Source organism: Collinsella sp. zg1085, from assembly GCF_018889955.1.
GTDB lineage: Bacteria > Actinomycetota > Coriobacteriia > Coriobacteriales > Coriobacteriaceae > Collinsella.
Window position 1 is genome coordinate 1,239,741 of the sequence record NZ_CP076545.1, and the last position, 23,255, is coordinate 1,262,995.

Sequence of the window (23,255 nt, forward strand, 5' to 3'; positions counted from 1 at the left end):
CATGAGAAAGGAACCTATATGATTCGCTACACCATTTTGACTGAAGGACTACGCTGCGGACATTGCGAAGCACGTGTGGAGGCGGCGCTGCTTAAGCTGGGGCAGGTACAGTCTGTCGATGCTAATTTTGAGCAGCAAGAAATTGAGCTTATCAGCGAGAGCGAGCTCGACGAAACAGCCATCACGCAGGCGATTGAGGGAGCAGGTTCATTTGGCGTGCGCTCTATTTCGCATGACTTACTCGCCAAGCTCTAAAGCAGGAACTACTATGCAGGCCGACGCAGAACAGATTCTTCGCTTACTCAAAACAGCACGTGGACAAATTGATGGCATCATGCGCATGGTTGAGGCCGACCGTTACTGTATCGATATTTCAACACAGCTCATGGCCACGCAGTCGCTCTTAGGAAAAACTAATGCTGAGGTATTAAAAGCCCATGTAAAAGGGTGCGTTGCAAGCGCCATACACACCGGAGATAATGCCCAGCAAACAGCAAAAATCAAAGAGATTGAACGTGTCATCGAAAAGCTGAGTTAGAGCAATCTTTTTCCACGCCTCGACTATGCTATGAATTCTCACGAAAGTATGGGTATACCACATTAAGAGTATGTGTAAGCTACTACCATGGTAGTAGCAATTGATTCGTACGCGCTTAGGAGCATGGGATGGATGAACAAAACAAGCCCTCAAACAATGGGAGCAGCAAAAAACTCAGCGATAAGAGTCGCATTCCGGGCATTATGACGCGCGATGAATATGAACGCATAGGAGACGACCCTGAGCCGCTGCCACAGGGCTTTGAGATTATTTCGGGTACAGGCGGCACGCCTGCCCAAAAGCCAGCTCAAACCCAAAGCTCCGGTGCTCCATCGAGTATATCTTCTGAAATACTGCCAGAAGATGAAGAGCCATCACCTGCTGAATCTGCATTTTCGTCGGTCTCAGACTTCTTTAGCCAAGGGGCTCAAGCGCTCAAAAGCTTTGCGGCAGCAAAACGCGCCGTTGACGAAGCTCAGGCTGCCTACGCCGAAGCACATGATAATCATCAGGCACACATACAAGAGCTCGAACATCGACGCGACATCATCAAACGCTTTGACAGCATTGTTCAAGAGCAAAATGCTCGGCAAGTAGCTGCTGAGGGTGAGCTTAATGCGGCTCAAGCTCAGCGCCAGCAGGTAGACACTGATATTGCCACGCTCAAAGATGAACTCAAGCAGATGAAAGACGCTGATACACAGACTGAGAAGCGCCTTAAGTCTGCAGTTGACGCTGCCGAGGCCAAGGAAGCAAGTGCACGAGAATCAGGTACACGACTCCAGCGCAGACTTGATGATGCGCGACGCAATCTCACCAAAGTAGAAGAAGAACGTATATCAGGCATTGCTGCTGCCGAACACGCTATTGAAACAGCGCGCATACGCCTACAAACCCTGCGCGAGGCCTTTGCCGAGGTGCAACGCAACCCTTCTGCAAATACGGCAGCCTATTCTGTTCGCACATCTGAGCTACAAAATGACATTATTGAGGCGGTTGAGGAGCTGCGACTTGCTGAAGAAGCTCTGCCGCACATTGAGGCTGACCTTAAAGAGCAACTCACAACAGCACATGCCCTCGTTCAAGATGCCGAAGCCCCTATTAATAGCGCAAAGCAAGCATTTCAAGCACTCACTGTAGAGGCTGACAGTGCGCGCGATACGCTTGATAAGGCAAAACAAGATGCTCAAAACCGCCAGCGAGAGCTACGTGAGCGCATATCAGAGCAAGAAAAAACTGCGCGGGAGCTAGCTCATGTGATAGCGGAAGCTACCGATGAACTCGATGATGCACGTGCACAACTGAGCGAAGCAAGCGATATTAAGGCACACCCTGAGCGCTTAGCCGAACTCGCAAGTTTAATTCAGCAAGAAGATGCACTGCTCACCAAACAGGCTGCTGAGCTTGCCCAGCTTGAAGCGCACGCCAATCACGTTCGCGAGCAAACACGCGACTCACGCCTCAAGTTTATTGCCACTCTTGCAGGTGGCGCCATACTGATTGTGATACTGCTCGTTCTCTGGTTTATCTTTTTACGCTGATGTCTTAGTTTTGCACGTCTTTTATTAGCGCTGCACAGAGGCTATTGCTAAGCACAGTATCACGCGCAAGACATCATAAAACGCAACGCGCGCTACTCGATGAACATCGCATCGCCAAAGCTCAAGAAGCGATACTCCTCACGGATTGCCTCGGCATAGGCTTCCATAATCTGTTCGCGCGATGCAAGCGCAGAAACCAGCATCATAAGCGTTGAGCGAGGCACATGAAAGTTGGTGATAAGCGCATCAACCACATGAAAGCTTGACCCCGGCATGAGATAGAGCTGCGTAGTTGCATGCTCACGGACCACAATATCGCCCTTACCAAGCGTATCGGCACCATCGGGGCGTCCCTCAAAACCGCGTGCCACCAAAGGTGGACACACACCAGCTGCCTCTGAATCAAAAGCACTCTCCAATGAGCGAACCGCTGTTGTTCCTACCGCAATAACGCGGTGACCTCCTGCCTTTGCAGCGTGCACGGCATCAACCACCGAAGCTGGCACATGATAGCGCTCAGTGTGCATGACATGCTGCGTTGGGTCATCCTCTTCAACCAAACGGAAGGTATCAATACCCACCTCAAGCTCAACATGTGCCCAAGTACAACCCTTCGCCTTTATTGCCTCAATCAACGCCGGGGTAAAGTGCAAACCAGCGGTAGGTGCAGCAGCAGAATGTTCCTCTTTCATGGCATAGACCGTCTGATACTTCTCAGGGTCACCTTCATACTCAGTAATATAGGGAGGAAGCGGCACATGTCCCGCTGCATGGATGGCCTCATCAAGACTGCGTTTTTGTCCGGTTGCTGTATGTCCCTGCGCTCTTAGGCGCACCAGACGGCCACCTCTATTCTCCGGAATAAAGTCAACAATCTCGCCGGTCAAAACAACAGGAGCTGACTCAGGAGCATGAAGCCCACCTGCACGAAACTCAATAAGCGCTCCTGGTTTTAAGCGCTTCCCTGGATTAACCAGACACTCCCAGAGACTTCCCAGCGCGTCTAAATCTTCCCGACGCTTAAGGAGCAAAATTTCAGAAACTCCACCGGTTTGAGCCTTGCGCCCCACCAAGCGTGCTGGCATAACACGTGTCTGGTTAGCAACAAGCACATCCCCCGGCTCAAGATAATCGAGGAGGCCAGAAAAACGCCGATGTTCAAGGCTTCCACCAGCTAAAAGAGCACGACCCTCACGGCCATCTTCACGGTGAAGTACCAAAAGACGACAGCTATCACGCGGCTCTGCAGGGGTTTGCGCGATACACGATTCAGGCAAGTCATAATCAAAATCAGATGTTTGCAATGGCATAACAATCTCCCTAGCTCTATCCAAGGCGATAATCATAGCGCAGAAGAACATGCTCCTTGCATACAAAATCAAGTCTACAGGCAGCTAACCGCGCCGCACTCAAGATAGCTACTGTGTGTTTTGTGCGCGTTGAGCACGCCCTTGTATGCGTTCTAGTACCGCCTCTGCTGCCGAAAAACGACAACCGCAATAATGCTGACGATACATACCAAGCTTGCGTGATGTGATGGTTGCCTCAGCATACCATGCACGCCAATCACGAATCAGCGGCTTAAGATGATACCGCGCGGTTAAACGCTCCAGCTCTTCGTTGCAAATATCAAAAAGCTGATAAGGAGAAACCGCAAGCGTAGTGCCAACATAGCTAAAACCTCGTTCGGCAGCCACGCGACACGCCTCTTCAAGACGCAAGTGATAGCAGACACGACAGCGTGTTTCGCGATGCTTTGAACCGATGCGGCCGACATACGCTTCCCATGCTGCCTCATCTTCTGGTGCGCCAATAAGTTCAAGCTGCTCGTGCTCACACCATGCGCTCAGTTCCTCAAAACGCCGCTGGCGCTCTAGTGCGGGCTGAATATTTGCATTAGTCCAACAGATAACCGGCTCAAATCCCTCTTCGCGCAAAAGCCGCACTGGTTCAAGCGAACAGGGAGCACAGCAAGCATGAAGTAACAGTTGAGTATTCATAGTATCACCCCGCACATACATCGTCCTCAACATACGCAATCATGCCCTGTGCTGTATCCTCACAAGAGCTAATCTGTGGGTACTGCCAAATACGTGCAACCATATAAAAATCTCCCGTGCATGCCGCCAAGTGAAGACTTGCTATAGCAAAAAACGTAAGCCATAGACCCGTATAGCAGGCAATAAATACACATACCAGACTTACGATGATTGCGGGAGCTAAACAAATACACATATAGTCCTGCGCCCGATACCGAATACCCGGCGCACTCGCGTAGCATATTCCCAGAGCAAATCTGCAACCAAGGTATACCGAGGCATGAACAGGTCCAAATAACTTGAAACAGAGTGCATGAATAAGCTCATGAACCACACAACAAAGAACTACTGACCCAGCTATCCCCAAAAGCCAGCCTACACACGAGATTTTGCCAGACAATAATGCGTCTCGCTCTGCCCAACTAATGCCATGCATTATATAAGGCGCCGCGAAAAATGCTCCTACGCCAAGTACCAATGCGACAGCTAACATGCGCATTGAGTAAGTTGTAAGTACAGGTAAAAGCTCGGCATCTTCAAAGAAGTCAATAGTAAAAATGGGCTGTTCAGCCTTGCTATTATTACGCTCACCTCTGTTATCATTACGCGAAACAGGCGCATTCATACGATGAGATGTACCCTGCTCAACCTGAGCTCTAAAGCTATGTATCCCATTCGTCTGCATGCTATATAACTAACTCGTACGCTATGCGCACATCCTTACCCTCACCATAGCTTACCGGTGTAAAAGGTCCCAGCTCTCTATAGCCACAACTTTGCAAGAAGGCGCGCATAACCGTATTACCCGGGTGTGTATCAATGCGTATAGCATATGCCCCTTGAGCAGCACTTTGTTGTGCTGCCACCTCAAAGAGCAACTTCATGTAGCCATGACCGGTCGCTTCGCGCAGCGTTGCACAACGGTGAATTGCAACATATACGACATTGTTCTGTTGAGGAGCCTTCTGCCAGGCAATGTCTGCTGCCTCATAATCAGTATCAGGCCCCAAACACAAAGCAAGCGAGGCAACTACGTTACCAGAGGAGGTTTCTAGCACCATGCACTGCCCTGCTGCAATATCTTCTTGTGCTTCCTCGCGGTCAGGATAGCCCGTTTGCCACTGGTCAATGCCTAACTGAGCAATCTGAGCCGCACCCTCGTGCAGAATATGGGTAACCGCATCTTCATCGGCTGGGCATGCCATGCGAATGGTAATGCCTTCACTATCCTGATAAAGAACATCACTCATAACGAGCGCTGACTTTCGTGTTTTCTAAAAAAATCAAAGCGGGGTGGGAGTTCAATAATTTTGTGCTCACCAGGACACTTTCCTAGGCTCAGTAGCAGCTCATCTGTTGTATCAAAGATATGTTCCCAGCTAAAAAAGTCATCTGCATTAAGAGCAAAATGCTTGGCAATAAGCTCGCAACCTGCAGGCACAATACCATGCATAAGCATGGTCGCTATGCGCAGCTCATAAAAGGCATCGCGCAAGGCTTGCAACATACGCTCTGACTGCAAAGCCTCATCTTCAGTATCTTTTGCCTGTTTAGAAGCATCACCCCAACGCTTATTGGCAGCACGGATATACTCATCGCAAATACTAAGCGCGTGATGCAATTCAAAGCGATGCATAGCCATCTCAAAGGCCAACACAGCAGTATGCGCAAGCTCAATAAGCTCAGGTTGCGGGGCACCCGCAGGAATGCAACCTGTCTTCCAGGCAGACTCATCGCCCTCTTTTTGTGCCACGCCATAAAAACAGGAGCGCGCAAGGCGATTAAAAACACCTGTCAACATGGCGCCTTCTTTGAGCACTGGGTCTATAACCCGCGTGTCATCACACGCGGCCAGTGGCTCTCCATCAGGAGTTTTACCAGTAATGCGCGTATCAAAAGCCTTTGGTGAAAAACTCACCGGCTTTTCGCCCAAACCAAGCGAAATCCAATGTGCTCGCAGTTGCTCAGCGGTGTAATGGTCAAGCAATTGAGAAGCCAGCGGTGGAGGTGTCTCAGAGCTGGAGCTCGCCTTTTTACCCATATATAAAAGATGATAGTTTGCCACTAAATGAGATTGGTTCAAATCCTGCGTAAGTGCTTCCCACATAGCAGGCTGTGCAATACCGTAAAAATAGATATTATCCTGCCCAATAAACTGATAAATTCCCGCATCTTCTGAGCACCACCAATCATGCCAATCAAGTGAGCTATGAAGCTTAGTTGGCGGCTCGATAGGCGTTTGTTCACTCTCAAAACGTGCACGCAAAGCATCATCGTGTGCTACATCATATCCCTGAGCCTGATTATGCAGCTGAGCCTCACGCGCCAGAACGGTGCGAGAAAAACTAATGGGAGCCCAGAGGCTTTCAGGCCAGCACCAGCACGTTAATCCATGTGTGCCATCAATCTCAGGCGCAGGAACGCCCCACGAGATATTGCCCGTGATTCTAAAGGGCACCAAAGCCTTGCCCGAGCGGAAGCGAATCTCTGCCTCAGTAAGCATCGCATATGCCTGGTCGCGCTGTTCCCATGAAGAAAATACCAGGCTAAATGAGCTCTTTCCCTCCGATGCCTCTTGGAGTTCATGTTTGGGAAGTTTGGACGCTATGACATCATAGGCTTCGCGAAAACGTGTTTGAATATGAATTTGAGGAGACAGTAACCACTCTGCCATTGTTTTCGACACAACCGAGCGGGTTGTGCCATCAGCTTCCAGCTGTTTTACGTGCTCGCGCAAAAAGTCACGGTACTTGGGCAAATCAAAATACAAATTATCAACCGGCAAGAGTTCAGGCACACAACCAGTTAGTGCGCTTTTAGGAGCAATAAGCTCTTGAGGCTCAAACTGATGTCCTAGGTCGCACTCATCGGCATAGGCCTTTTCAGACTTGCACCCCGCAATAGGACAATGTCCCAATACCTGACGCCCATTCAAAAACTGCTTCGCTTGCGGGTCATAAAACTGCAAAGTTGAACGCTTTGCCATATGTCCTTGGCGGTGCAGCTGCTCAATGACCTCGGTACTAACCTGCTGATGAATAGCAGCAGCGGGTTCAAGCGCGCTGCCTGCATATATATCAAGCGCTACCTCAAAATCTGCAAGCGTTTGCGCTTGCTCATCATGAAATGCCTGAACATAATCGGCAAGACTGCCTGCATAGTGTTCCTGTTCTTGCTTTTTTCGATAGCCTTCCATAATGGGAGAACCGTAGCAATCAGTGCCAGAGACAAACAGTACCTGCTCCTTGCCCAAGCGATCGCGCAAGAAGCGTGCAAAAAAGTCCGCTGGAACAAAAACGCCGCCCACATGTCCAAAATGGAGAGCCTTGTTGCCATAAGGCATACCTGCTGTCACAACAGCGCGGCGCGGCCAAACAGGGCGTGTATGCGAGGATGTCGATTTGGACATTGACCTTATCCTTTGTTATCCATAAGTACCTACCGTGTCATGCATTATGGCACAGAAACCCAGCCTATGCTTTATTCAGAACGCTCATTATCACTCATTGAAAAGCCGCACATCATCTTACAGCTAGCAATATAAAGCACCGTGCTCAATAGCTTATCCGTTTCTTCTTTAAGCTTTTCTGCTATAAGCTGATTAGCCTCTTCCATGAGCGGCTGAGCTTGAACGCGAGGCAGTCCTGCTAAAAGCTGATCATAGCGCGCTATGCACTGGTGTCCAAAAGCTGTAAGCGTTTGCTGATATGCCTCAATTTTTTGTATGCAATCGCCATAGTGTCTATCTGCCAACGCAGCAATCAAACGATTTGCCCAGTAAAAGCTCTCCGTACTCACCCGAGCACTTGTATTGGTGAAATAATCAGGAAAGCAGCTCACCTGCGCATATAAAGGCACAAGCGCGTTAAAGATATTTGAGCCAAATGCCATCCACTGCACGGCTGCGCCTGGCTCATCACCTGAACGCATTTGCAGCACGGCAAGCTGTGAATTGCGGTTAATACCGATAGGTCGATATGCCGAGCGCGTCTCACGCGTTCCCTTCCAGCCATAACAATCATAGGGTGTATCTTGAAAATGCGACGAAAGGACAAATTTTATATCTTCAATGGTGACTTTTTGCTCGGGCACTCGACACCAAGGAATGTCATCTGACTCAGGTGTATAGCGCGCGTCTGCACCATCCCATGCATCCGATGGGTTAAGTGTGCGCTGCATATACCATGCACGCGGCGTGTTATAGATATGGTCGCTCGGACTTTTTGAACCAAAGCTTATACGTGGATTAAACACAGACTCATCACCGTTGAGAGCAAGATTTAAGTGGTGCAACTCCATCCACGAACGCAAATCTGCACTTGCCATATGCTCAAGCTGCGCACCCTCAGCATCATTGAGGTTAAACGAATCAATTCCGAGCTGATTAGGCATGGTTACATACGCATCATCAGGTACACGCCGAGCAATCCAGTGATGCCCGCCGATGGTTTCGAGCCACCAAATCTCGTTGCTATCCGAAAAAGCAATGGCATTAGATTCGTAGGTGCCATACTGTTCAAGCAATGAACCCAAACGCAAAACAGCCGAGCGTGCCGAGTTTACATAGGGCAAGACGATGCTGACAAAATCTTCCTCACCAAGACCACCCGGCACCTCAGGAACATAATTGGCGTCTTCGGGCTTTCCTTGTGCTGGCTGATAGACTACGAGTGGGTCTGCACCTAATACTCGCTCATTGGTGGTAATAGTCTCGGTAGCGCTCATGCCAACGTTATGCTCGTTAAAACCAGCTGATGCCCAAATTCCGTGTCCAGGTAGCGCATCAGGAACCGACGAATACGACACCGGATTGTCTGGTAACTCAAAGCATAGATGGCTCTCAACCGAAGTGTAGGTTCGCGGCTGGTCTTGAGAGAGTACCACCTCAAGGCGCTTAGGCTCAAACTGACCGTTTGGTGAATCCTCATTGCGGGCAACTATCGTTGAACCGTCATAACTTGCTGCTTTACCTACAAGAATAGTGGTACATGCCATTTCTGGCCTCCTTGAATACATGTTGCAGTTTATCTAGTGTAGCGCCGCGCCAATCTAAACGCATATATTTATCTTGATAATGAGTATGTACACCAAGCATCTACAAGCATATGCAACATATTTTGTTCAATGTAGACCTCAGAGGGCTCAAAGAACTGTTTATCCGTTTCAAATTAGGCATGTGAGCCAATTCTCGATAGTTTTCATGCTATCTAGGAGTAAGATGGTCAACTAATACGCCGGTGAACGGCGGAAACAATCGTCGCGCCCCGCGCGGCAGAAGGAAAGGGTTAGCAGTATGGCAACCGGTACTCTCAAGAAATCGTTCTTCCGCGAGAAAGGCTTTGGCTTTATCACTCCAGATGAGCCCATTGATGGTTCACATGGCGATGTGTTTGTGCACTTTAGCGCAATCCAAATGGATGGCTTTAAGTCACTCGAAGAGGGCGACCGCGTTGAGTTTGAGGTAGGACCTGGCAAAAAGCCCGGTGAGTCTCAAGCTATCAATGTTGTTAAAATCTCCTAGAAACTTATCTGCGCTTGGTGTCTCGCTCTGTGCTCAGTAGTATATCTGCGGTTCACGTATAGCTTGTTGCTTCATGCAGTACTCAACAATGACCCTCATCTGAGGGTCATTTTTTGTAGCATAACCGCGCAGTGTCAATCTGATAGATTGACACTCCTAAACCGAGCTGCTCAGAGGCTCTATACCCAAATGCGAAAACGCCGCTGTGGTTCCAAGACGCCCTTGCGGCGTGCGGATTATAAGACCTTGCTGTAACAAATACGGCTCATATACGTCTTCAAGCGTTGAAGGGTCTTCGCCTACAGCACTTGCTAACGTTGAAAGTCCCACAGCCTTGCCTCGGAAAGTCTTGCAGAGCGTTTCTAAAATACGTTTATCCATCCAGTCAAGCCCAAGCTCATCAATCTCAAAAAACCTTAGAGCCTCTTGTGTAATGCCTTGCTCTATACGCCCACTACCACGTACCTGCGCATAATCACGCACACGTTTAAGCAAGCGATTTGCAAGACGCGGCGTACCGCGTGAGCGAGATGCAATCTCTTGAGCTGCCTGAGCATCTATCATGACCCCTAAAATAGAGGCGGAGCGCGTAACAATCTGAGCCAAATCTGAGACATTGTAATAATCGAGACGAAACGCAATACCAAAACGATCTCGCAGGGGTCCGGTGAGCATACCAGAGCGTGTAGTAGCTCCAACTAAGGTGAAATGTGGAATCTCAAGACGTATAGAGCGAGCTGCAGGGCCTTTGCCAATCACAATATCGAGCGCAAAGTCTTCCATGGCAGGATAGAGCACCTCTTCAACGGAGCGATTCAAACGATGAATCTCATCAATAAAAAGGACATCACCTGCTTGTAAATTTGTCAGAATTGCTGCAAGATCTCCCGTTCGCTCAATAGCTGGACCAGACGTTGTTTTAATCTGTGCACCAAGCTCGTGGGCAACAACCGTCGCAAGGGTTGTTTTTCCCAAACCCGGAGGGCCTGAAAAAATAACGTGGTCTAGGCTTTCATTTCGGTCTTGAGCGGCTTGAATAAGAATACGCAAACTTTGCTTTATGTGCTCTTGCCCGCAGTAATCATCAAGCAACTGGGGACGCAGTGTGCGTTCAACATCTAAATCTTCATGGCTAAGCTCAGCATCAACGAGACGCGCTTCGGTTTTATCATGCTTCTGCGAGCTTTGATCGGCCCACAAATCTTCATGTTGATCAACTTCCCACATTATGCGTCCATTCCCAGCCGCTTCAAGGCTGTTGTAAGCATCTCTTCAACACGCTGCTGCTCAGAAACACCCTCAAGTGCAAGGTCTGCCTCTTGCAGCAAAAATCCCATAGATAATAAAGCGGCACGTGCATCAGAGCGAGCGTCTGAGTTGAGCGCAAAGCTAACCGATTCTTGTCCAGAGACAGGAGCTGATGCTTGGCTTAAATTATCTTGAGCCAGTACGCCCTTCAGTTCTAGTATAAGGCGCTGTGCAGTCTTTTTTCCAATGCCAGACACTGCCGACATACTCGCGTCATCTTGCGACAAGATAATTTGAAACAGCTGCGGAACACTATATTTTGAAAGAATAGCCAAGGCTAAACGCGGTCCTACTTTTGAAACAGAAATAAGACGGTCAAACATGGTGCGCTCGTCTTTGCTATAAAATCCGTATAAATTGATTGCGTCCTCACGCACCACCATACGGCAAAAGAGCCTACACGACTCATGAAGAGTAGGCAACGCTGCAGCTGTAGTTGCAGAAATACCCAGTTCATAGCCTACACCCGCAACATCTACTAATGCCATACTTGGACTTGACTCAACTAAGATTCCGCTCAACATTGAAATCATATAAACCCCCTATCAACTATATACGTTCACTCACTCGCGCGGTCTGCCGTACATGCGCATGACATATTGCACAAGCCAAGGCATCTGCCGCATGGTCGGGGTGCGGGTCGTGGTCGAGCTGTAATAGGTTTCTTACCATAAAGATAACTTGGTTTTTATCGGCCGCGCCCGTACCAACAACCGCCTGTTTAATCTGCATGGGCGTATATTCGCCCACCTCTACCCCGCACAGCGAACAGGAGACAAGTGCGGCGCCGCGGGCATGAGCTGTTGGAATGGCCGACTTGGTGTTAACGCCAAAAAAGATGCCCTCAATTGCCGCTTCTTCAGGGTGATAACGCTCAACAACCTGGGAGATGTCATCAGCGATATGGCGAAGCCGTACTGTAAGCGGACTATGAGCAGCAGTTTCAATGCAACCATATGCGCGACAACGCACCATGCCTAGGCGCTCCTCAACAATGCCCCAACCGGTATGTGCTAAACCTGGATCAATGCCCAGTATAACCATCTTGCCTCCAACATATTACGAACGTTTGTTCTATAATAGCATAGAGGTGTTGCTTTCAGAAGGTTTTTCAAAAACTCACTAATTCAGCGAGAAAAACGGAACCATACCCATATGTGGCATTGGCACACCTTGCTCGCTACCGCGTTGGGGCGATTCCTGACCCTGCCGCAAGGCATCGCGAAATTGTTGTTCCATGCGTGCACGGTCCTCGTGACTTCCCCATGCACCCGCTTCTTCACTCATCTGTTGCAACTCATCACGTGAAATGCCAAAAAAGCTACTCATAAGGTCTAAAACTTCGCGCTGCATACGCTCTACCGCATCACTCCCAAGCTCTTCAAAACGCTTGCTTTCTGCTTCTGCTAAATCACGCGCACGGCGGGCGGGCATTCCAGAGCGTCCCAAATCTACCCAGTTCAGATGCAATGGCCAGCTCCGCTCAGAAAAAGGACGGGTTGAAAACATCGGAGTTAAGGGTAAACGCTCACGTACTGCCTCACCACGCGCAACCAGATGAAGGAGCATTGACACCTCTGCATAGCTTTCTGGCGTGCTGAGCACTTCATCAAGCGAGCTGCCCTCATCAATATGTTTATGCAATACTGTTAGCACCTCTTGAGGTGCTAGGCCTTTCATAAGCCGCGCAATACGTTTTAACTCTTTGTCATTCGTGCCATATACCTGAACGGCACGCTGAACAAGTGCGTTAGTAATTTGCTCAATATTTTTGCCGCTCTCAATACGGCCAGGAGCAACTGGGCGCATATGCGCACGATATTGAGCTACATACATGCACTCAACAAGCGACAAATCTCCAAGCGGTGCCATATATGCGGGGTCAACACTTGCCTCTACTATAAGCGCAGCATGCGTTTTTGTAAGCGCTGAAAGCATGTACATATGCCTTTGACGTGCAAATTGTTCAAAAGCATGCGCCATATGCGCTTCCCGCATCAAAACTTGCTGCTTCATACTCAAGCCTTGCAATGCCTCTTGATTGTGCGGCTCACCCTCAAGTACATGAAGCTGGATATGGTACGCTGCGGCAAGCTGCTGAATAATTGCAAATTCGCGCTCAGCGCGTGCTTGTTCGGTTTTTGTCCGAATACCCTGCGGTTTGAAATACACGCCAGACACCTTGCGCGGCCCTAAGGCTTGTACAGCAATATCCAAAAGCAAGGCATGCGGTAGTTGCGCCTTCAATGGAAGAACCACTTGACTAAAGCCCGCTGCATCTACCGATTCTCGCAGTGACAGACACAAACCTTCCCAAATAAGCTCTTCATGAATCCATTCAGGCGTTTTATAAGGTATATGAGATGCTTGTGGAATACCCGGTTGTATATCGTGAAGAATAAGGTCTTCCCTGCAGCTTTGAGCAACTGCCACGGGTTCACCCGTATGATCCAAAATAAAACTACCACCAGCATAAAGCACATCATCATATGCCCCAACGGGCGCTACGTGAGCAAGCCACAATTGTTCATCCTGAACTAACTGCACAAGCTCTGTGTCTGAAAGACCAGAAATGCCAATCGACAGTGGGTCTTCAAGACGCATAGGATTGATTTGAAATTGAATAATGAGGTCAACGTCATGTTGAATCTCATGAATATCATGAATGGCATCAACGGTAAGCGCTACGCGAACATCATCAAGGTCAAACACAGGCGGCGCCCACAAATCCATAGGGGTGTTTTCGCGACGCAAACGCGCTGTTAAGCGAAGAGGAATAACCCGACCTTCCTTGAGCAGAAAGAGCTCCAGCATGTGTACACCCTCAATTGCAAGGGCAGCAGGAATAATGCATGCAAGACCTAAAGGCTCAAGCTCGTGAGCAATATCCTCAAAGGCCAGCAGCAGATGGTGCTCAAAGTTATCGTATTCGAGCAAACTGCCAGGAACTACGCCCGAGAACAATGGAGCCGGAATGCATAAAACAGTTGCGCCTTGCTCGTGCGCCAGGCGTGCCTGTTTAACGATACGCTCACTGATGGCGTCGATGTCACCAATGTGCATATGTATTTGTGCTATAGCCAGCTTCATCGTCACTCCAAATAATCAAAAAAGGGTCGCCCATGCACAGGCGACCCCATCCCTTTTGAGCGATTAATCCTTAAAAGGTAGCCTTCCACAGACCATGAAGGTTGCAATACTCATAAACGGTACCTGATTTAGCACCGCCTGCAAAGAAGGTGGCAGGGGTTTGACCCGGCTTGAGATAATGCACCTCAAGGCGACCATCAGCCTCAAGAGCAACCCACTGAATAAAGTGCTCATCAAGCATAGGATGCTCAACCTCGCCAACAACAACATGAATAATGTTGCCGTCACGCTGAACTTCTATTGCGGGTACGTGCTTCTCGGTTGCACCGTCAGAAGTACCAGCCTCCAAAACCTCATATCCAGCAGGAGCAACAACCTCAGCTGCAGAAATTAATACCTCGCCAGTCTCAGTATTCTTTAAAAATGTAGCCATAATGCATCGATCCTTTCAGATCACAGTGTACGAATGCGTTACTTATTATGCCCTAATTAGAGCACGCTAAGCAGCGAGAAGTCATTAACATTAATGCGTCAAATGCTAGTCAAAATGTCACGGCACTTAACACGAGGGCAACGACAAAGATATAGGCAGAAAGCATATAAGAATTCGCCCTCTTTTCCCAGGTAGCATCCCATAAATCATAGCTTAAAGTCGTTTCTCTCCGACTTCGCTATAGGCAAGAATCAAAAATCGAATCATGTTTTGAGTGTCTATAGCCATGACCATATTAGGTAGTACTTTGCATGGATACGCTGAAGCGAGGTTTTATACGCAGATAAACGACAAACGGAACAGCTTGCAAGGGATCCGGCGCTCTAATCGCGAAAGATGTAACAAGGTGTTCCGATGAACCAAATTATATGCAAAACAAGACTGGCTGCAAGCGATATTGTTCGCGCACCGCCAACACATGTGTGCCTGCTCGAATAGGGAAATACCTCGGAAACAGTGATTAGCACTCTTGCTCACAAAAAGTGTCAACGTGAGCGCATATACGCCCAAGACCATCATTTCAAACTCAATTACAAAAGAATCCCTTTTAACAGGCTAACAAATTCTGAGATATTAGAGTAGTAGTTGGGGTAAGCAAGACAAAGGTCATTGAGAGAGCCTGCTCTTGCCATAAGATAGATTTTATTAGTTTGGTCTCCCTCAAGCTCGGTATATTTTGAGGCAGCGCGTATCTCATTTTCAGAATCATAAATGTCTAGCTTTATCAGTTGTTCATCTAAGTCCACACTTATCAAACAACTATCAGTACGCGATATCTGCTTTCTAGCATCATACATAACATACATAGAATTTACTGCTGCTCCAAGTTTATCTAAAACCTGAAGCTGTTTATCGAGCATGCGCAGCTCATTGCGAGCTACACTTTCATTCTCAATACTATTATTTATAAGTTCAGAGCTAAGCTGAAAATAACGCTTTTGATCAGTAGATCCTGAGCCAAATTTAAGATTTGCTTCAGAAATTAAATCATAGGTCTCAACTGCTGTTGCCCAGTAATGCTGTAAACGTGAACGGATTTGAACCTCAACTCTTAATCCTTCATATCCATAATCTGGACTATCGTGCCTGCAAATGATATGAATTCCTCTATAACCAGAATCTTTAGGTTTAGATATATAATCTATTTGTTTATAGAAATACTTAGTTTTCATAAGCTGCATGGCAATGGATTGTGCCTTATTATTATCAGAAACAATCAAACGACAGCCCGCTATATCATTTAATGTAGATAATTCAAAATGATAATCATCTCTTTTTAGTTTTCTAATAATAGTGTCTATACGCTTCAATCGACTTACAAGAATAGTGGAAGGGTCATGGTTACATAATCTTTCAAGCATAGCTAAAGACTCATGAAGTGGCTGAATATGTGCAGCTCGCCACTCACCAACTAACTTGTATGCTTCTACCAATTCATCTTCATTAAGAAGGTCAGCAGCAATCTGGCGGCCGACCTTCTTAATACGCTGCTTAGAAATTCCCACTTGAAGACTAAGAAAAAATAGGATTAGAGCATGTTTTTGAACTGTAGAAATTCAAAATTGCATCAACTGTAATTACTCGATTCCCTCGTTCGTCCTCCAGCAGCCCTTCCCGCGCGTTAACCCATGGGGCTTCGCTATGACTCAGCTCCCGTAGTTCTTCACCAGAGAATTCACCAAGTTTCGCAATGACGAAGCGCGCTGTTTCTTGCTCAGAGCAAGAAAGTTTGTTAAGCACTACAGACTCCTCAAGCTGAGCTTTACAAATCATATACTTTCCAGCGTGATGACGATAAAGATTCGGCGAGACCGGACCATTGACCCAGGCCTGAATCTCATCTTCAAACAGTGGTTTTCCATGTTTAACAAGATAGTATGCTTGAGTGTAAAACACTAACTTTTGGAGCTTCATGGTGGTCATACTACCAGTCTGCTCTAAAATAAATGCTGCAATATCTATTGAATTTACCATGTCACTCCTCTCCTCTATTGATTAGTTATAATACAATCTTGCCCGTATTTGCCCATAGCTATTTGTACATCTAAGAAATCAACATTCATCTTTAATTTCCACAGCCAAGCACTCATAGTAAAAGCTTAAAATTAGCATTTAGCAGCCAGTAAATGCTAATCCGTACTCTGAAGCACGTCGTTATCGACAAGCACCACAGACTGAGCGCTCTTCATAATCTGTAACCCGCCGCGTACCTGCAGCAAACTTTTGCTAGAAAGCCTAGTATTCTTTTTCAAAATGTCGTAGGACTCATCGATACAGTCAGATACCCAGCGATTCTCGTATACGCTCTCTTCATTGACAATGCACCATACCTATCACAGCAGTACATACAGGAGCTAATCCATATTTCGATCTTGACCATGGAGCGTATTCTGCTAATCGCTAACGTACTATTGTTAGGGTTAAATGAAACGGCAAACGGTATGGACACGTGTTTTATATCTCTCAACAGCCAATTAAAACAGACCTATATAATAGCTATAATTCTAGCTATTATATAGGAGGTCAAAATGGCAGTATTGACGATGGGACTCGCAGAGGCAAAAAACAACTTCTCACGCGTGACGGCAGAGGTAAACAGAACCGGTAGGTCAGTCACCATCTTGAAAAATAACAAACCTTGGGTTGTCATCCAGCCAGCTCAGAAAATCGACAATGCCATAGACGTGGCTGTGAATTTCATGGACGAATATGCTGATGTGTTCAAAGAGCTCGCTAAATGAACGTCCTGTCCTACTCTAAGGAAAAAGCCTCGCCATCCATACAGAGATAATCAAACGATTTGGCGGACTTGATGGCTTGCGCGACGAAGGACTTCTTGACTCGGCACTGGCGCAATCGTTCCAAACTTTTGGCGGTACAGATATGTACCCAAGTGTCATCGATAAAACATGTTGATACGTTTTTGGCATCATATCTAATCACCCATTTATCGATGGCAACAAGAGAGCGGGCGCTGCCCTGCTTGGTGCTTATCTCAGGATGTGCGGCATTAATTTTAGACCTGACCATACAACTTTCCTCAAGATTATGCTGGGTGTTGCTGATGGGTTGGTAAGTTATGAAACGTTCGTCGAGTGGGTCAAAAGCGTAATAGTTTGAGACACTCCTCGACCTGAGGCATATCCATAAGCTCGTTAGCAAGTCATTTGCCCTGGGTATTGAGAAGACGCTAGACCCCTGTATCTCCGCTCCGGCATTCTCGCGGCTTTCCGTATTGTTATCTGATATTCCGAAATACACTGAAAACGCGTCGCTTGGAGCACAGAGGCAAAATCAAAATAATCGAATCATATAAATTTACTATAAATAAAGTAACTTAGAAAGCTATATCAAACGCGCTCTTGCAGCTCACGCTGTTCTTTTCTGGGATAAACAACAAACGGAACAACTTGCAAGGGATCCGGCGCTCTTATCGCGAAAGATATTACAAGGTGTTCCGATGAACCAAATTATACGCAAAACAAGACTTCTTGCAAGAGGCAAAAAGCGAGACCCGCCAACACGCGCGCGTCTGCGTGATAGTGGACATACCGCGCGAGCAGCCGCTCGCGCTCTTGCGCATGAAACACATAGACGCACGCGCACGCGAGCACGCACCCACACCCAACACCTGAGGCCCAATCGATAAGGAGTTTGTACATGATTTCTGTTCTTACAAATAAACGCTCAACAGCGCGTGCACGCGCACCAACTCGTATACACCTAGAGGGGATGCTCGCAAAGCTTGCATCCACACGCTTGAGCTCACGCAAACGCTATCCACGACCTCAAACATACCCAGAAATCATACGTGAGTACCCCGCCCTCAAACTATCCCAACACGCAGACGAACACCCATCTACCCAAAAGAAAGGAAAACCAGATGAAAGTGCCACTACCTAGCACCTTGCGCGCACAACAGCGCTTGTTAGGCTTTTTCTATAAAAGCCTGATAATCGCTCTGAGCTTTATTTTGGCCACATCAACGCTTCTCTCAAGTATCACTCCAAAGCTCGCTTTTGCCGAGAGCAAACAAATTAGCGTAGTCGACCATATCCATAACCCCTATTCCAGCTCTGATGCCAGTGCATTTTTCCGCACAGATAAAGGCGTTTCTTATTGTGCACAGGGCTATCTCAAAGGTCCTCAAGTAGGTCAGAAGCTCGACTTTTATGGAAACCTTGGTATTCCTGAGCTCGATTATGTGCTCTATCACGGCTACGATGGCAAAATTGTCACCTCAGTAGCAGGACTTAACGCTGAGCTCTCAGAGGTAGCAACTGCTTTGGCGGTGTGGTTAGCTATCGATACCCAGAGACCAGACGTATTAACCTTTAGCGGAAACACCGAAACCTATCACGGAAACCGCTATGCGCGTGAGCGCTGGGAGAAAAACCCGCGCGCCGAGGTGAAACAAGCTGCATGGCAGCTCTATCAAGCAGGACTTGCCTATAAAGAGGCAGGTGGCGGTGGACTTGAGGCAGGGACAGCTCAGCTTTGGCTTAATAACACCACTAATGAGCACGGGGTCAAACCCTATCAGGCGCTTTTGACCGCCAATAAAAAGGTCGAGGTATCGGTAAAGTTTTCTAAGGTCTCAGCCAAGGCTTCGTTTACCGCAGGCAATAGCGAGTACTCGCTTGCAGGGGCAGAGTATGACATCTATCGTGCTTCTAGTAACGAGAAGGTCGCTCATATCGTGACCGGCTCAGATGGTAGCGCTAGCTATAAGCTACTACCCAACATTGATTACTATGCGATTGAGACCAAAGCACCCAAAGGCTTCAAACTTAATCCAGAGAAGCACTACTTTACAGCAAAACAAACGAGCGCCGCAGAAGAGCTGGTAGATGACCCGGGTCATGTTTTACTCTCAATTCGCAAAAAAGACTCAGCAACACTTGGAATGGCACAGCCCGGTGCAACGCTTGCAGGGGCTGAGTATACCGTTATTGATGCAAATGGTGAGACTCATACCGGCATCACCAACGACAAGGGTAATCTTGTTATTCAGGATTTGCCGCTCGGAAAGATACGTATTACTGAGACTAAGGCTCCCAAAGGCTATAAACTCGATACGGCTATACATGAGTTTGTTGTTAAAAATACGCAGCTAAACGATGCGGGTATCTTTGAACTCGAACCTGAAGACGATTTCCGTGAGGATGTCAAAGCCTTTGATATTGAAATTGCAAAGTTCAAAGGGGTCCTTGAGCAAAAGGACGACTACGACGGCGCAGCAACGCCAGCTCAAGGTGTAAGCTTTGAGATTATCTCAAACACCACCAACAAGACGGTAGCAACCATCACAACCAACAAAAACGGCTTTGCCACCACGCGTACTACTGATAAACCCTGGTATGGAGCGGGGATGCGCAATGAGCGCATTCAAGGCGCGCTCCCTTATGATGAGCATGGATACACGGTCCGCGAAGTTGCCTCCACCGTTCCTGCTGGTTATAAAAAGGTAGCTGATTGGACAATTAGTGCAGCCGAACAAGTAGACGGAGCACTTCTGCAATATATCCGCGATGACGCGCCACTTTCCTCTCGTATTCAAATCGTAAAGGTAGACGCTGAAAGTGGTAATACCGTGGCGCTCGCTGGCTTTGCGTTTAAGGTCAAACGCGAAGACGGTAGCTATGTAGTACAAACCAACCACTATCCCAATACTAAAAAACTCGATACTTTTGTGACGGACGAGTCGGGCATGGTAACACTCCCTGAGCGCCTAGGCTCTGGTACCTACACAGTTGAAGAGGTAGCTGCTGTAAAGCCCTATCTTTTGAACACCGAGCCGGCCACCTTTACAGTTGCATCTCGTGAGGACGCTATAAAGCCCTTAATAATGGTAAAAATAAAAGACCACGCTGCTAAGGGAACAATTGAGCTCACAAAACTCGATAGCGAAACGCGCAATGCGCTCACAGGCGCTGAGTTTGATGTTGTGGCAGCTGAGGCCATTAAGCGCCCAGATGGCACGGTAGAGGCCGTTCAAGGACAAATCCTCGACCACCTGATAACTAACAAACAAGGCCGCGCTACCTCAAAAGAGCTCCCCTTAGGTAGCGGTTACGCTCACTATCAGCTAAAAGAAACTAAGGCACCGAGCGGCTATGTACTCAAGACTACACCAATTGATGTAAGTCTGTCTTATAAAGACCAAACCACCAAGCTAGTTACAACCTCAGTTGATGCGACCAATACCCCAAGTGAAACCAAGATTAAAAAGCTCGTTAAAGACACGACCGATACCCTATCTGGTGTTTCATTTGGGCTTTGGAGCGCAAGCGATGAGATAGGTATTCATCCAGAAGACGCGGGCACGTTCGCTATTCGCGCAGACCACGCACAAAAGCTCGAACTTTCCCGCGTAATAGACACCGCAACACTTGCACCGGTTGCGCTGAACCAAGATATACGCCTAACACTTCAGGACGAAAAAGGTACAAGCTATGAGGTTGGCGAGACCGAGCAAATACTTGCTCCAGGTACCTATAAGGTTTTCGCTACGCGAGAGGGCCACGCACTCTCACTCAAAACTGACACACTCAGTGTGTTAGCCGGACATAGCTATAGCTTGGACCTCGCACGTCACCTCTTTGGTATGGATGTTAAGGTTGTAGATTCGCCTATTAAAGGTGCGCGCCGAGTACTTCACTACAACGAGCAAGATGATGTCTATACCGCCACAGCGCTCACGCGCGGAGACTATAAGCTTCTCGCTGATAACAAGGTGATTGATACCATCACGCTTGACGACACGCGCGCTACCTTTGCAACCCTTTCCAAAGGCAAGCTAGAACAAGTCCCTGTTCTTCTTACATCTGGTACGTCTGTGGTTGAAAAGACAACGGACAAGAACGGTTTCATCTCGTATAAGCGCTTGGCTCCAAGCTCTTACCGCATCACAGAGCTCTCAACGCGTCCTGGCTACGTCCTAGACCCACGTATTCACTATGTCACGGTTGATGAAGAGGGCATGACGGAAGGTAAAGCCATACATACCATCACCGCAGAAAACGACTATACCAAGCTTGATTTCTCCAAGCGCGATATTGCAAACGAAGAGGCGCTTGTAGGCGCAAAGCTCGAGGTTTTGGATGAGAAGGGCAAGCTCATTGAGTCTTGGACATCCACCAAAGAAGACCACCGCATAAACGCGCTTCCCCAAGGTGTTTATACCCTTGTCGAGCGTCTGACCCCTAAAAGCTATGATGAGGCAACACAGGTTAGCTTCGAGGTCAAAGACACCGGTGAGGTTCAGCGTGTTGTTATGTATGACACGCCAATCTCAATCACGGGCACCCTTGATAAGCGACAAGAAATTGCAGACCCCATACACCCCTATACAGAAGCCAATGGAGATAACAACAACACAGCAAAAACTAAGGTATCTGATACCGGGGATTATAGCTATACGCTTGACTTTAGAAATACTTCAAACACCTGGGTAGATGAGTTTAGCGTGACCGATAACCTGCGCGCCGCTGAGGCGGGGCTCGCTACCCTTACCAGTATCACCACCCCGCAAGCCTCAAAAGACTTTAACGGCAAACTTAACGTCTGGGTCAAAACCAACATGGATGCACCTCGTGCAACTCCTGCTAATGAGACCCTAAACGATGGACACATAAACCCGTGGCTGGCCCACGAGGCAAACAAAGTAAAACTTGGTTCAGATGGGCGCGCACTTGATTACACCAACTGGCAGCTATTAGCTGATGGTGTGGATGCTACACGTGCGCGTGAGCTCAAGCTCGATGCCTTAGGGCTTCGAGCAGATGAAAAGGTTGTTGCCATTCGTTTTGAGTTTGGTCGAGTTGAAGCAGGCTTTACAACGCGCGTTGGCGCATGGGAGCGTGAGAATCTGAAAGCACAACACGATGACATTGAAGATGCGGATGCGCTCGCTCAAGCAAATGGTACAAAGGATGGCGTTGTTCTTCGTCCCGCTATCATTCATATGCAGGTAACAGATGCCTATCGTGCGGGTATCGTCCTTGAAAACCAAGCACAGCTTGACCTGTATCGCAATGGTGGGGACGAGCCAGGCCTTGAAGACCATGATGAGGATGAGGTAGCCCAGACCCCTAAAGAGGCAACGCGTGAAATTGGGACAAGCTTCACAGACAAAGACGGCAAGAAAACCGTTCGTCCGGGTGAGAAAACCGAGCTCGTTGATGAGGTTTCATACACAGGACTTGAAGTAGGCATTGAGCACACCATTACCGGTACCATTATGGACAAAGCCACCGGTAAAGCGCTTCTTGATAAAGACGGACATGAAATGGTATCCACCACTACCTTCACCCCTGAGAAGGTAGATGGAGCTGCCAAGGTTATCTTTAGCATCGATACGACAAACCTCAACGGACACGACCTCGTAGCCTTCGAGGAAATGTCTATCAAGGTTAGCGACCAAGACGAGAGCGGCAAAGAGCGTGAGCGTGTACGCATAGTAGCTGAACACAAAGACATACACGATATGGGACAAACTGTTCAGGTACGTGATAAAGCGTTAGAGCAAACCGGAGACGCACTTCCTCTTGCGGCTCTTGTAATAACAAGTATTGCAACAGGGGTAGCCTCGGTGCTTATCCATACGCGCAAGAAACACCTTACATAGAGGCAATGCATTTGCTGAATAGGCACGCTTTAGCTATCTGGCACCTCACGTGTGTACTTACGCACACGTGAGGCGCATTCACGAGTTAGGAGCTTT

The 23,255-nt window shown here is 47.9% G+C and carries 21 protein-coding genes; 7 read left to right on the forward strand and 14 right to left on the reverse strand.

All coding sequences use genetic code 11. The annotated features are described in order from the left end of the window. The first annotated feature begins 18 nt into the window (after window positions 1–18). The 3 genes from KPC83_RS05260 (at window position 19) to KPC83_RS05270 (ending at window position 2,079) form a co-directional block, all read left to right on the forward strand. On the forward strand, window positions 19–255 hold the full coding sequence (locus tag KPC83_RS05260) for a heavy-metal-associated domain-containing protein (RefSeq protein WP_216278217.1): 237 nt from the start codon (window positions 19–21) through the stop codon (window positions 253–255). Between the two features lie 13 nt (window positions 256–268). Continuing rightward, entirely contained in the window at window positions 269–538 is a 270-nt protein-coding gene (locus KPC83_RS05265) for a metal-sensing transcriptional repressor (protein ID WP_216278218.1), read from the forward strand. Window positions 539–666: 128 nt separating this feature from the next. Then, window positions 667–2,079 (forward strand): hypothetical protein, encoded by a 1,413-nt coding sequence (locus tag KPC83_RS05270; RefSeq protein WP_216278219.1) that lies wholly within the window; start codon window positions 667–669, stop codon window positions 2,077–2,079. A 92-nt stretch (window positions 2,080–2,171) separates the two neighbouring features. Here KPC83_RS05270 and queA read toward each other — a convergent pair whose 3' ends face one another. From queA to KPC83_RS05300, 6 genes are all read right to left on the reverse strand, one after another. After that, on the reverse strand, window positions 2,172–3,383 hold the full coding sequence (queA, locus tag KPC83_RS05275) for a tRNA preQ1(34) S-adenosylmethionine ribosyltransferase-isomerase QueA (protein WP_216279274.1): 1,212 nt from the start codon (window positions 3,381–3,383) through the stop codon (window positions 2,172–2,174). Window positions 3,384–3,497: 114 nt separating this feature from the next. Further along, complete coding sequence (locus KPC83_RS05280; protein ID WP_216278220.1) at window positions 3,498–4,079, reverse strand: epoxyqueuosine reductase QueH; 582 nt, start codon at window positions 4,077–4,079, stop codon at window positions 3,498–3,500. Between the two features lie 4 nt (window positions 4,080–4,083). After that, the gene (locus KPC83_RS05285; protein WP_216278221.1) at window positions 4,084–4,803 is read right to left on the reverse strand and encodes a DUF3267 domain-containing protein; all 720 of its coding nucleotides are present in this window, start codon (window positions 4,801–4,803) and stop codon (window positions 4,084–4,086) included. A gap of 1 nt (window position 4,804) precedes the next feature. Further along, window positions 4,805–5,368: a GNAT family N-acetyltransferase gene (locus tag KPC83_RS05290; RefSeq protein WP_216278222.1), complete on the reverse strand. Its 564-nt coding sequence runs from the start codon at window positions 5,366–5,368 to the stop codon at window positions 4,805–4,807. Further along, window positions 5,365–7,527, reverse strand: a complete 2,163-nt coding sequence (locus tag KPC83_RS05295; protein ID WP_216278223.1) for a class I tRNA ligase family protein — start codon at window positions 7,525–7,527, stop codon at window positions 5,365–5,367. Before KPC83_RS05295 ends, KPC83_RS05290 begins: the two co-directional genes overlap by 4 nt. A gap of 71 nt (window positions 7,528–7,598) precedes the next feature. Beyond that, window positions 7,599–9,113: a C69 family dipeptidase gene (locus KPC83_RS05300; protein WP_216278224.1), complete on the reverse strand. Its 1,515-nt coding sequence runs from the start codon at window positions 9,111–9,113 to the stop codon at window positions 7,599–7,601. A 298-nt stretch (window positions 9,114–9,411) separates the two neighbouring features. Here KPC83_RS05300 and KPC83_RS05305 point away from each other — a divergent pair, with 298 nt between their 5' ends. Next, window positions 9,412–9,639 carry a cold-shock protein gene (locus KPC83_RS05305; protein ID WP_216278225.1) on the forward strand — a complete coding sequence of 76 codons (228 nt, stop codon included), beginning with the start codon at window positions 9,412–9,414 and terminating at the stop codon, window positions 9,637–9,639. Window positions 9,640–9,795: 156 nt separating this feature from the next. Here the strand turns inward: KPC83_RS05305 and ruvB are convergent, their stop codons facing one another. From ruvB to KPC83_RS05340, 7 genes are all read right to left on the reverse strand, one after another. Next, complete coding sequence (gene ruvB, locus KPC83_RS05310) at window positions 9,796–10,866, reverse strand: Holliday junction branch migration DNA helicase RuvB (protein WP_216278226.1); 1,071 nt, start codon at window positions 10,864–10,866, stop codon at window positions 9,796–9,798. Then, window positions 10,866–11,480: a Holliday junction branch migration protein RuvA gene (gene ruvA, locus KPC83_RS05315; RefSeq protein ID WP_216278227.1), complete on the reverse strand. Its 615-nt coding sequence runs from the start codon at window positions 11,478–11,480 to the stop codon at window positions 10,866–10,868. The genes ruvB and ruvA overlap by 1 nt, the downstream gene beginning before the upstream one ends. Window positions 11,481–11,496: 16 nt before the next feature. Then, the gene (ruvC, locus tag KPC83_RS05320) at window positions 11,497–11,991 is read right to left on the reverse strand and encodes a crossover junction endodeoxyribonuclease RuvC (protein ID WP_216278228.1); all 495 of its coding nucleotides are present in this window, start codon (window positions 11,989–11,991) and stop codon (window positions 11,497–11,499) included. Window positions 11,992–12,069: 78 nt separating this feature from the next. Next, window positions 12,070–14,037: a hypothetical protein gene (locus tag KPC83_RS05325; RefSeq protein WP_216278229.1), complete on the reverse strand. Its 1,968-nt coding sequence runs from the start codon at window positions 14,035–14,037 to the stop codon at window positions 12,070–12,072. Between the two features lie 70 nt (window positions 14,038–14,107). Further along, window positions 14,108–14,470: a desulfoferrodoxin family protein gene (locus KPC83_RS05330; protein ID WP_216278230.1), complete on the reverse strand. Its 363-nt coding sequence runs from the start codon at window positions 14,468–14,470 to the stop codon at window positions 14,108–14,110. Window positions 14,471–15,060: 590 nt separating this feature from the next. Beyond that, window positions 15,061–16,035, reverse strand: a complete 975-nt coding sequence (locus KPC83_RS05335) for a RelA/SpoT domain-containing protein (RefSeq protein WP_216278231.1) — start codon at window positions 16,033–16,035, stop codon at window positions 15,061–15,063. A gap of 7 nt (window positions 16,036–16,042) precedes the next feature. Further along, entirely contained in the window at window positions 16,043–16,504 is a 462-nt protein-coding gene (locus KPC83_RS05340) for a Panacea domain-containing protein (RefSeq protein WP_216278232.1), read from the reverse strand. 554 nt (window positions 16,505–17,058) lie between these two features. Here KPC83_RS05340 and KPC83_RS05345 point away from each other — a divergent pair. Beyond that, a complete protein-coding gene (locus KPC83_RS05345; RefSeq protein ID WP_216278233.1) occupies window positions 17,059–17,271 on the forward strand; it encodes a type II toxin-antitoxin system Phd/YefM family antitoxin in 213 nt (70 codons plus the stop codon). A gap of 10 nt (window positions 17,272–17,281) precedes the next feature. Here KPC83_RS05345 and KPC83_RS07185 read toward each other — a convergent pair whose 3' ends face one another. Then, window positions 17,282–17,560 (reverse strand): hypothetical protein, encoded by a 279-nt coding sequence (locus tag KPC83_RS07185; RefSeq protein WP_253200881.1) that lies wholly within the window; start codon window positions 17,558–17,560, stop codon window positions 17,282–17,284. Between KPC83_RS07185 and KPC83_RS07300 the strand changes: the two genes are divergently transcribed. Together KPC83_RS07300 and KPC83_RS05355 are read left to right on the forward strand one after the other, a co-directional pair. Continuing rightward, window positions 17,480–17,650 (forward strand): hypothetical protein, encoded by a 171-nt coding sequence (locus KPC83_RS07300; protein WP_371819276.1) that lies wholly within the window; start codon window positions 17,480–17,482, stop codon window positions 17,648–17,650. The genes KPC83_RS07185 and KPC83_RS07300 overlap by 81 nt on opposite strands. Window positions 17,651–18,413: 763 nt before the next feature. Continuing rightward, the gene (locus tag KPC83_RS05355) at window positions 18,414–23,159 is read left to right on the forward strand and encodes a SpaA isopeptide-forming pilin-related protein (protein WP_216278234.1); all 4,746 of its coding nucleotides are present in this window, start codon (window positions 18,414–18,416) and stop codon (window positions 23,157–23,159) included. Window positions 23,160–23,255: the final 96 nt, after the last annotated feature.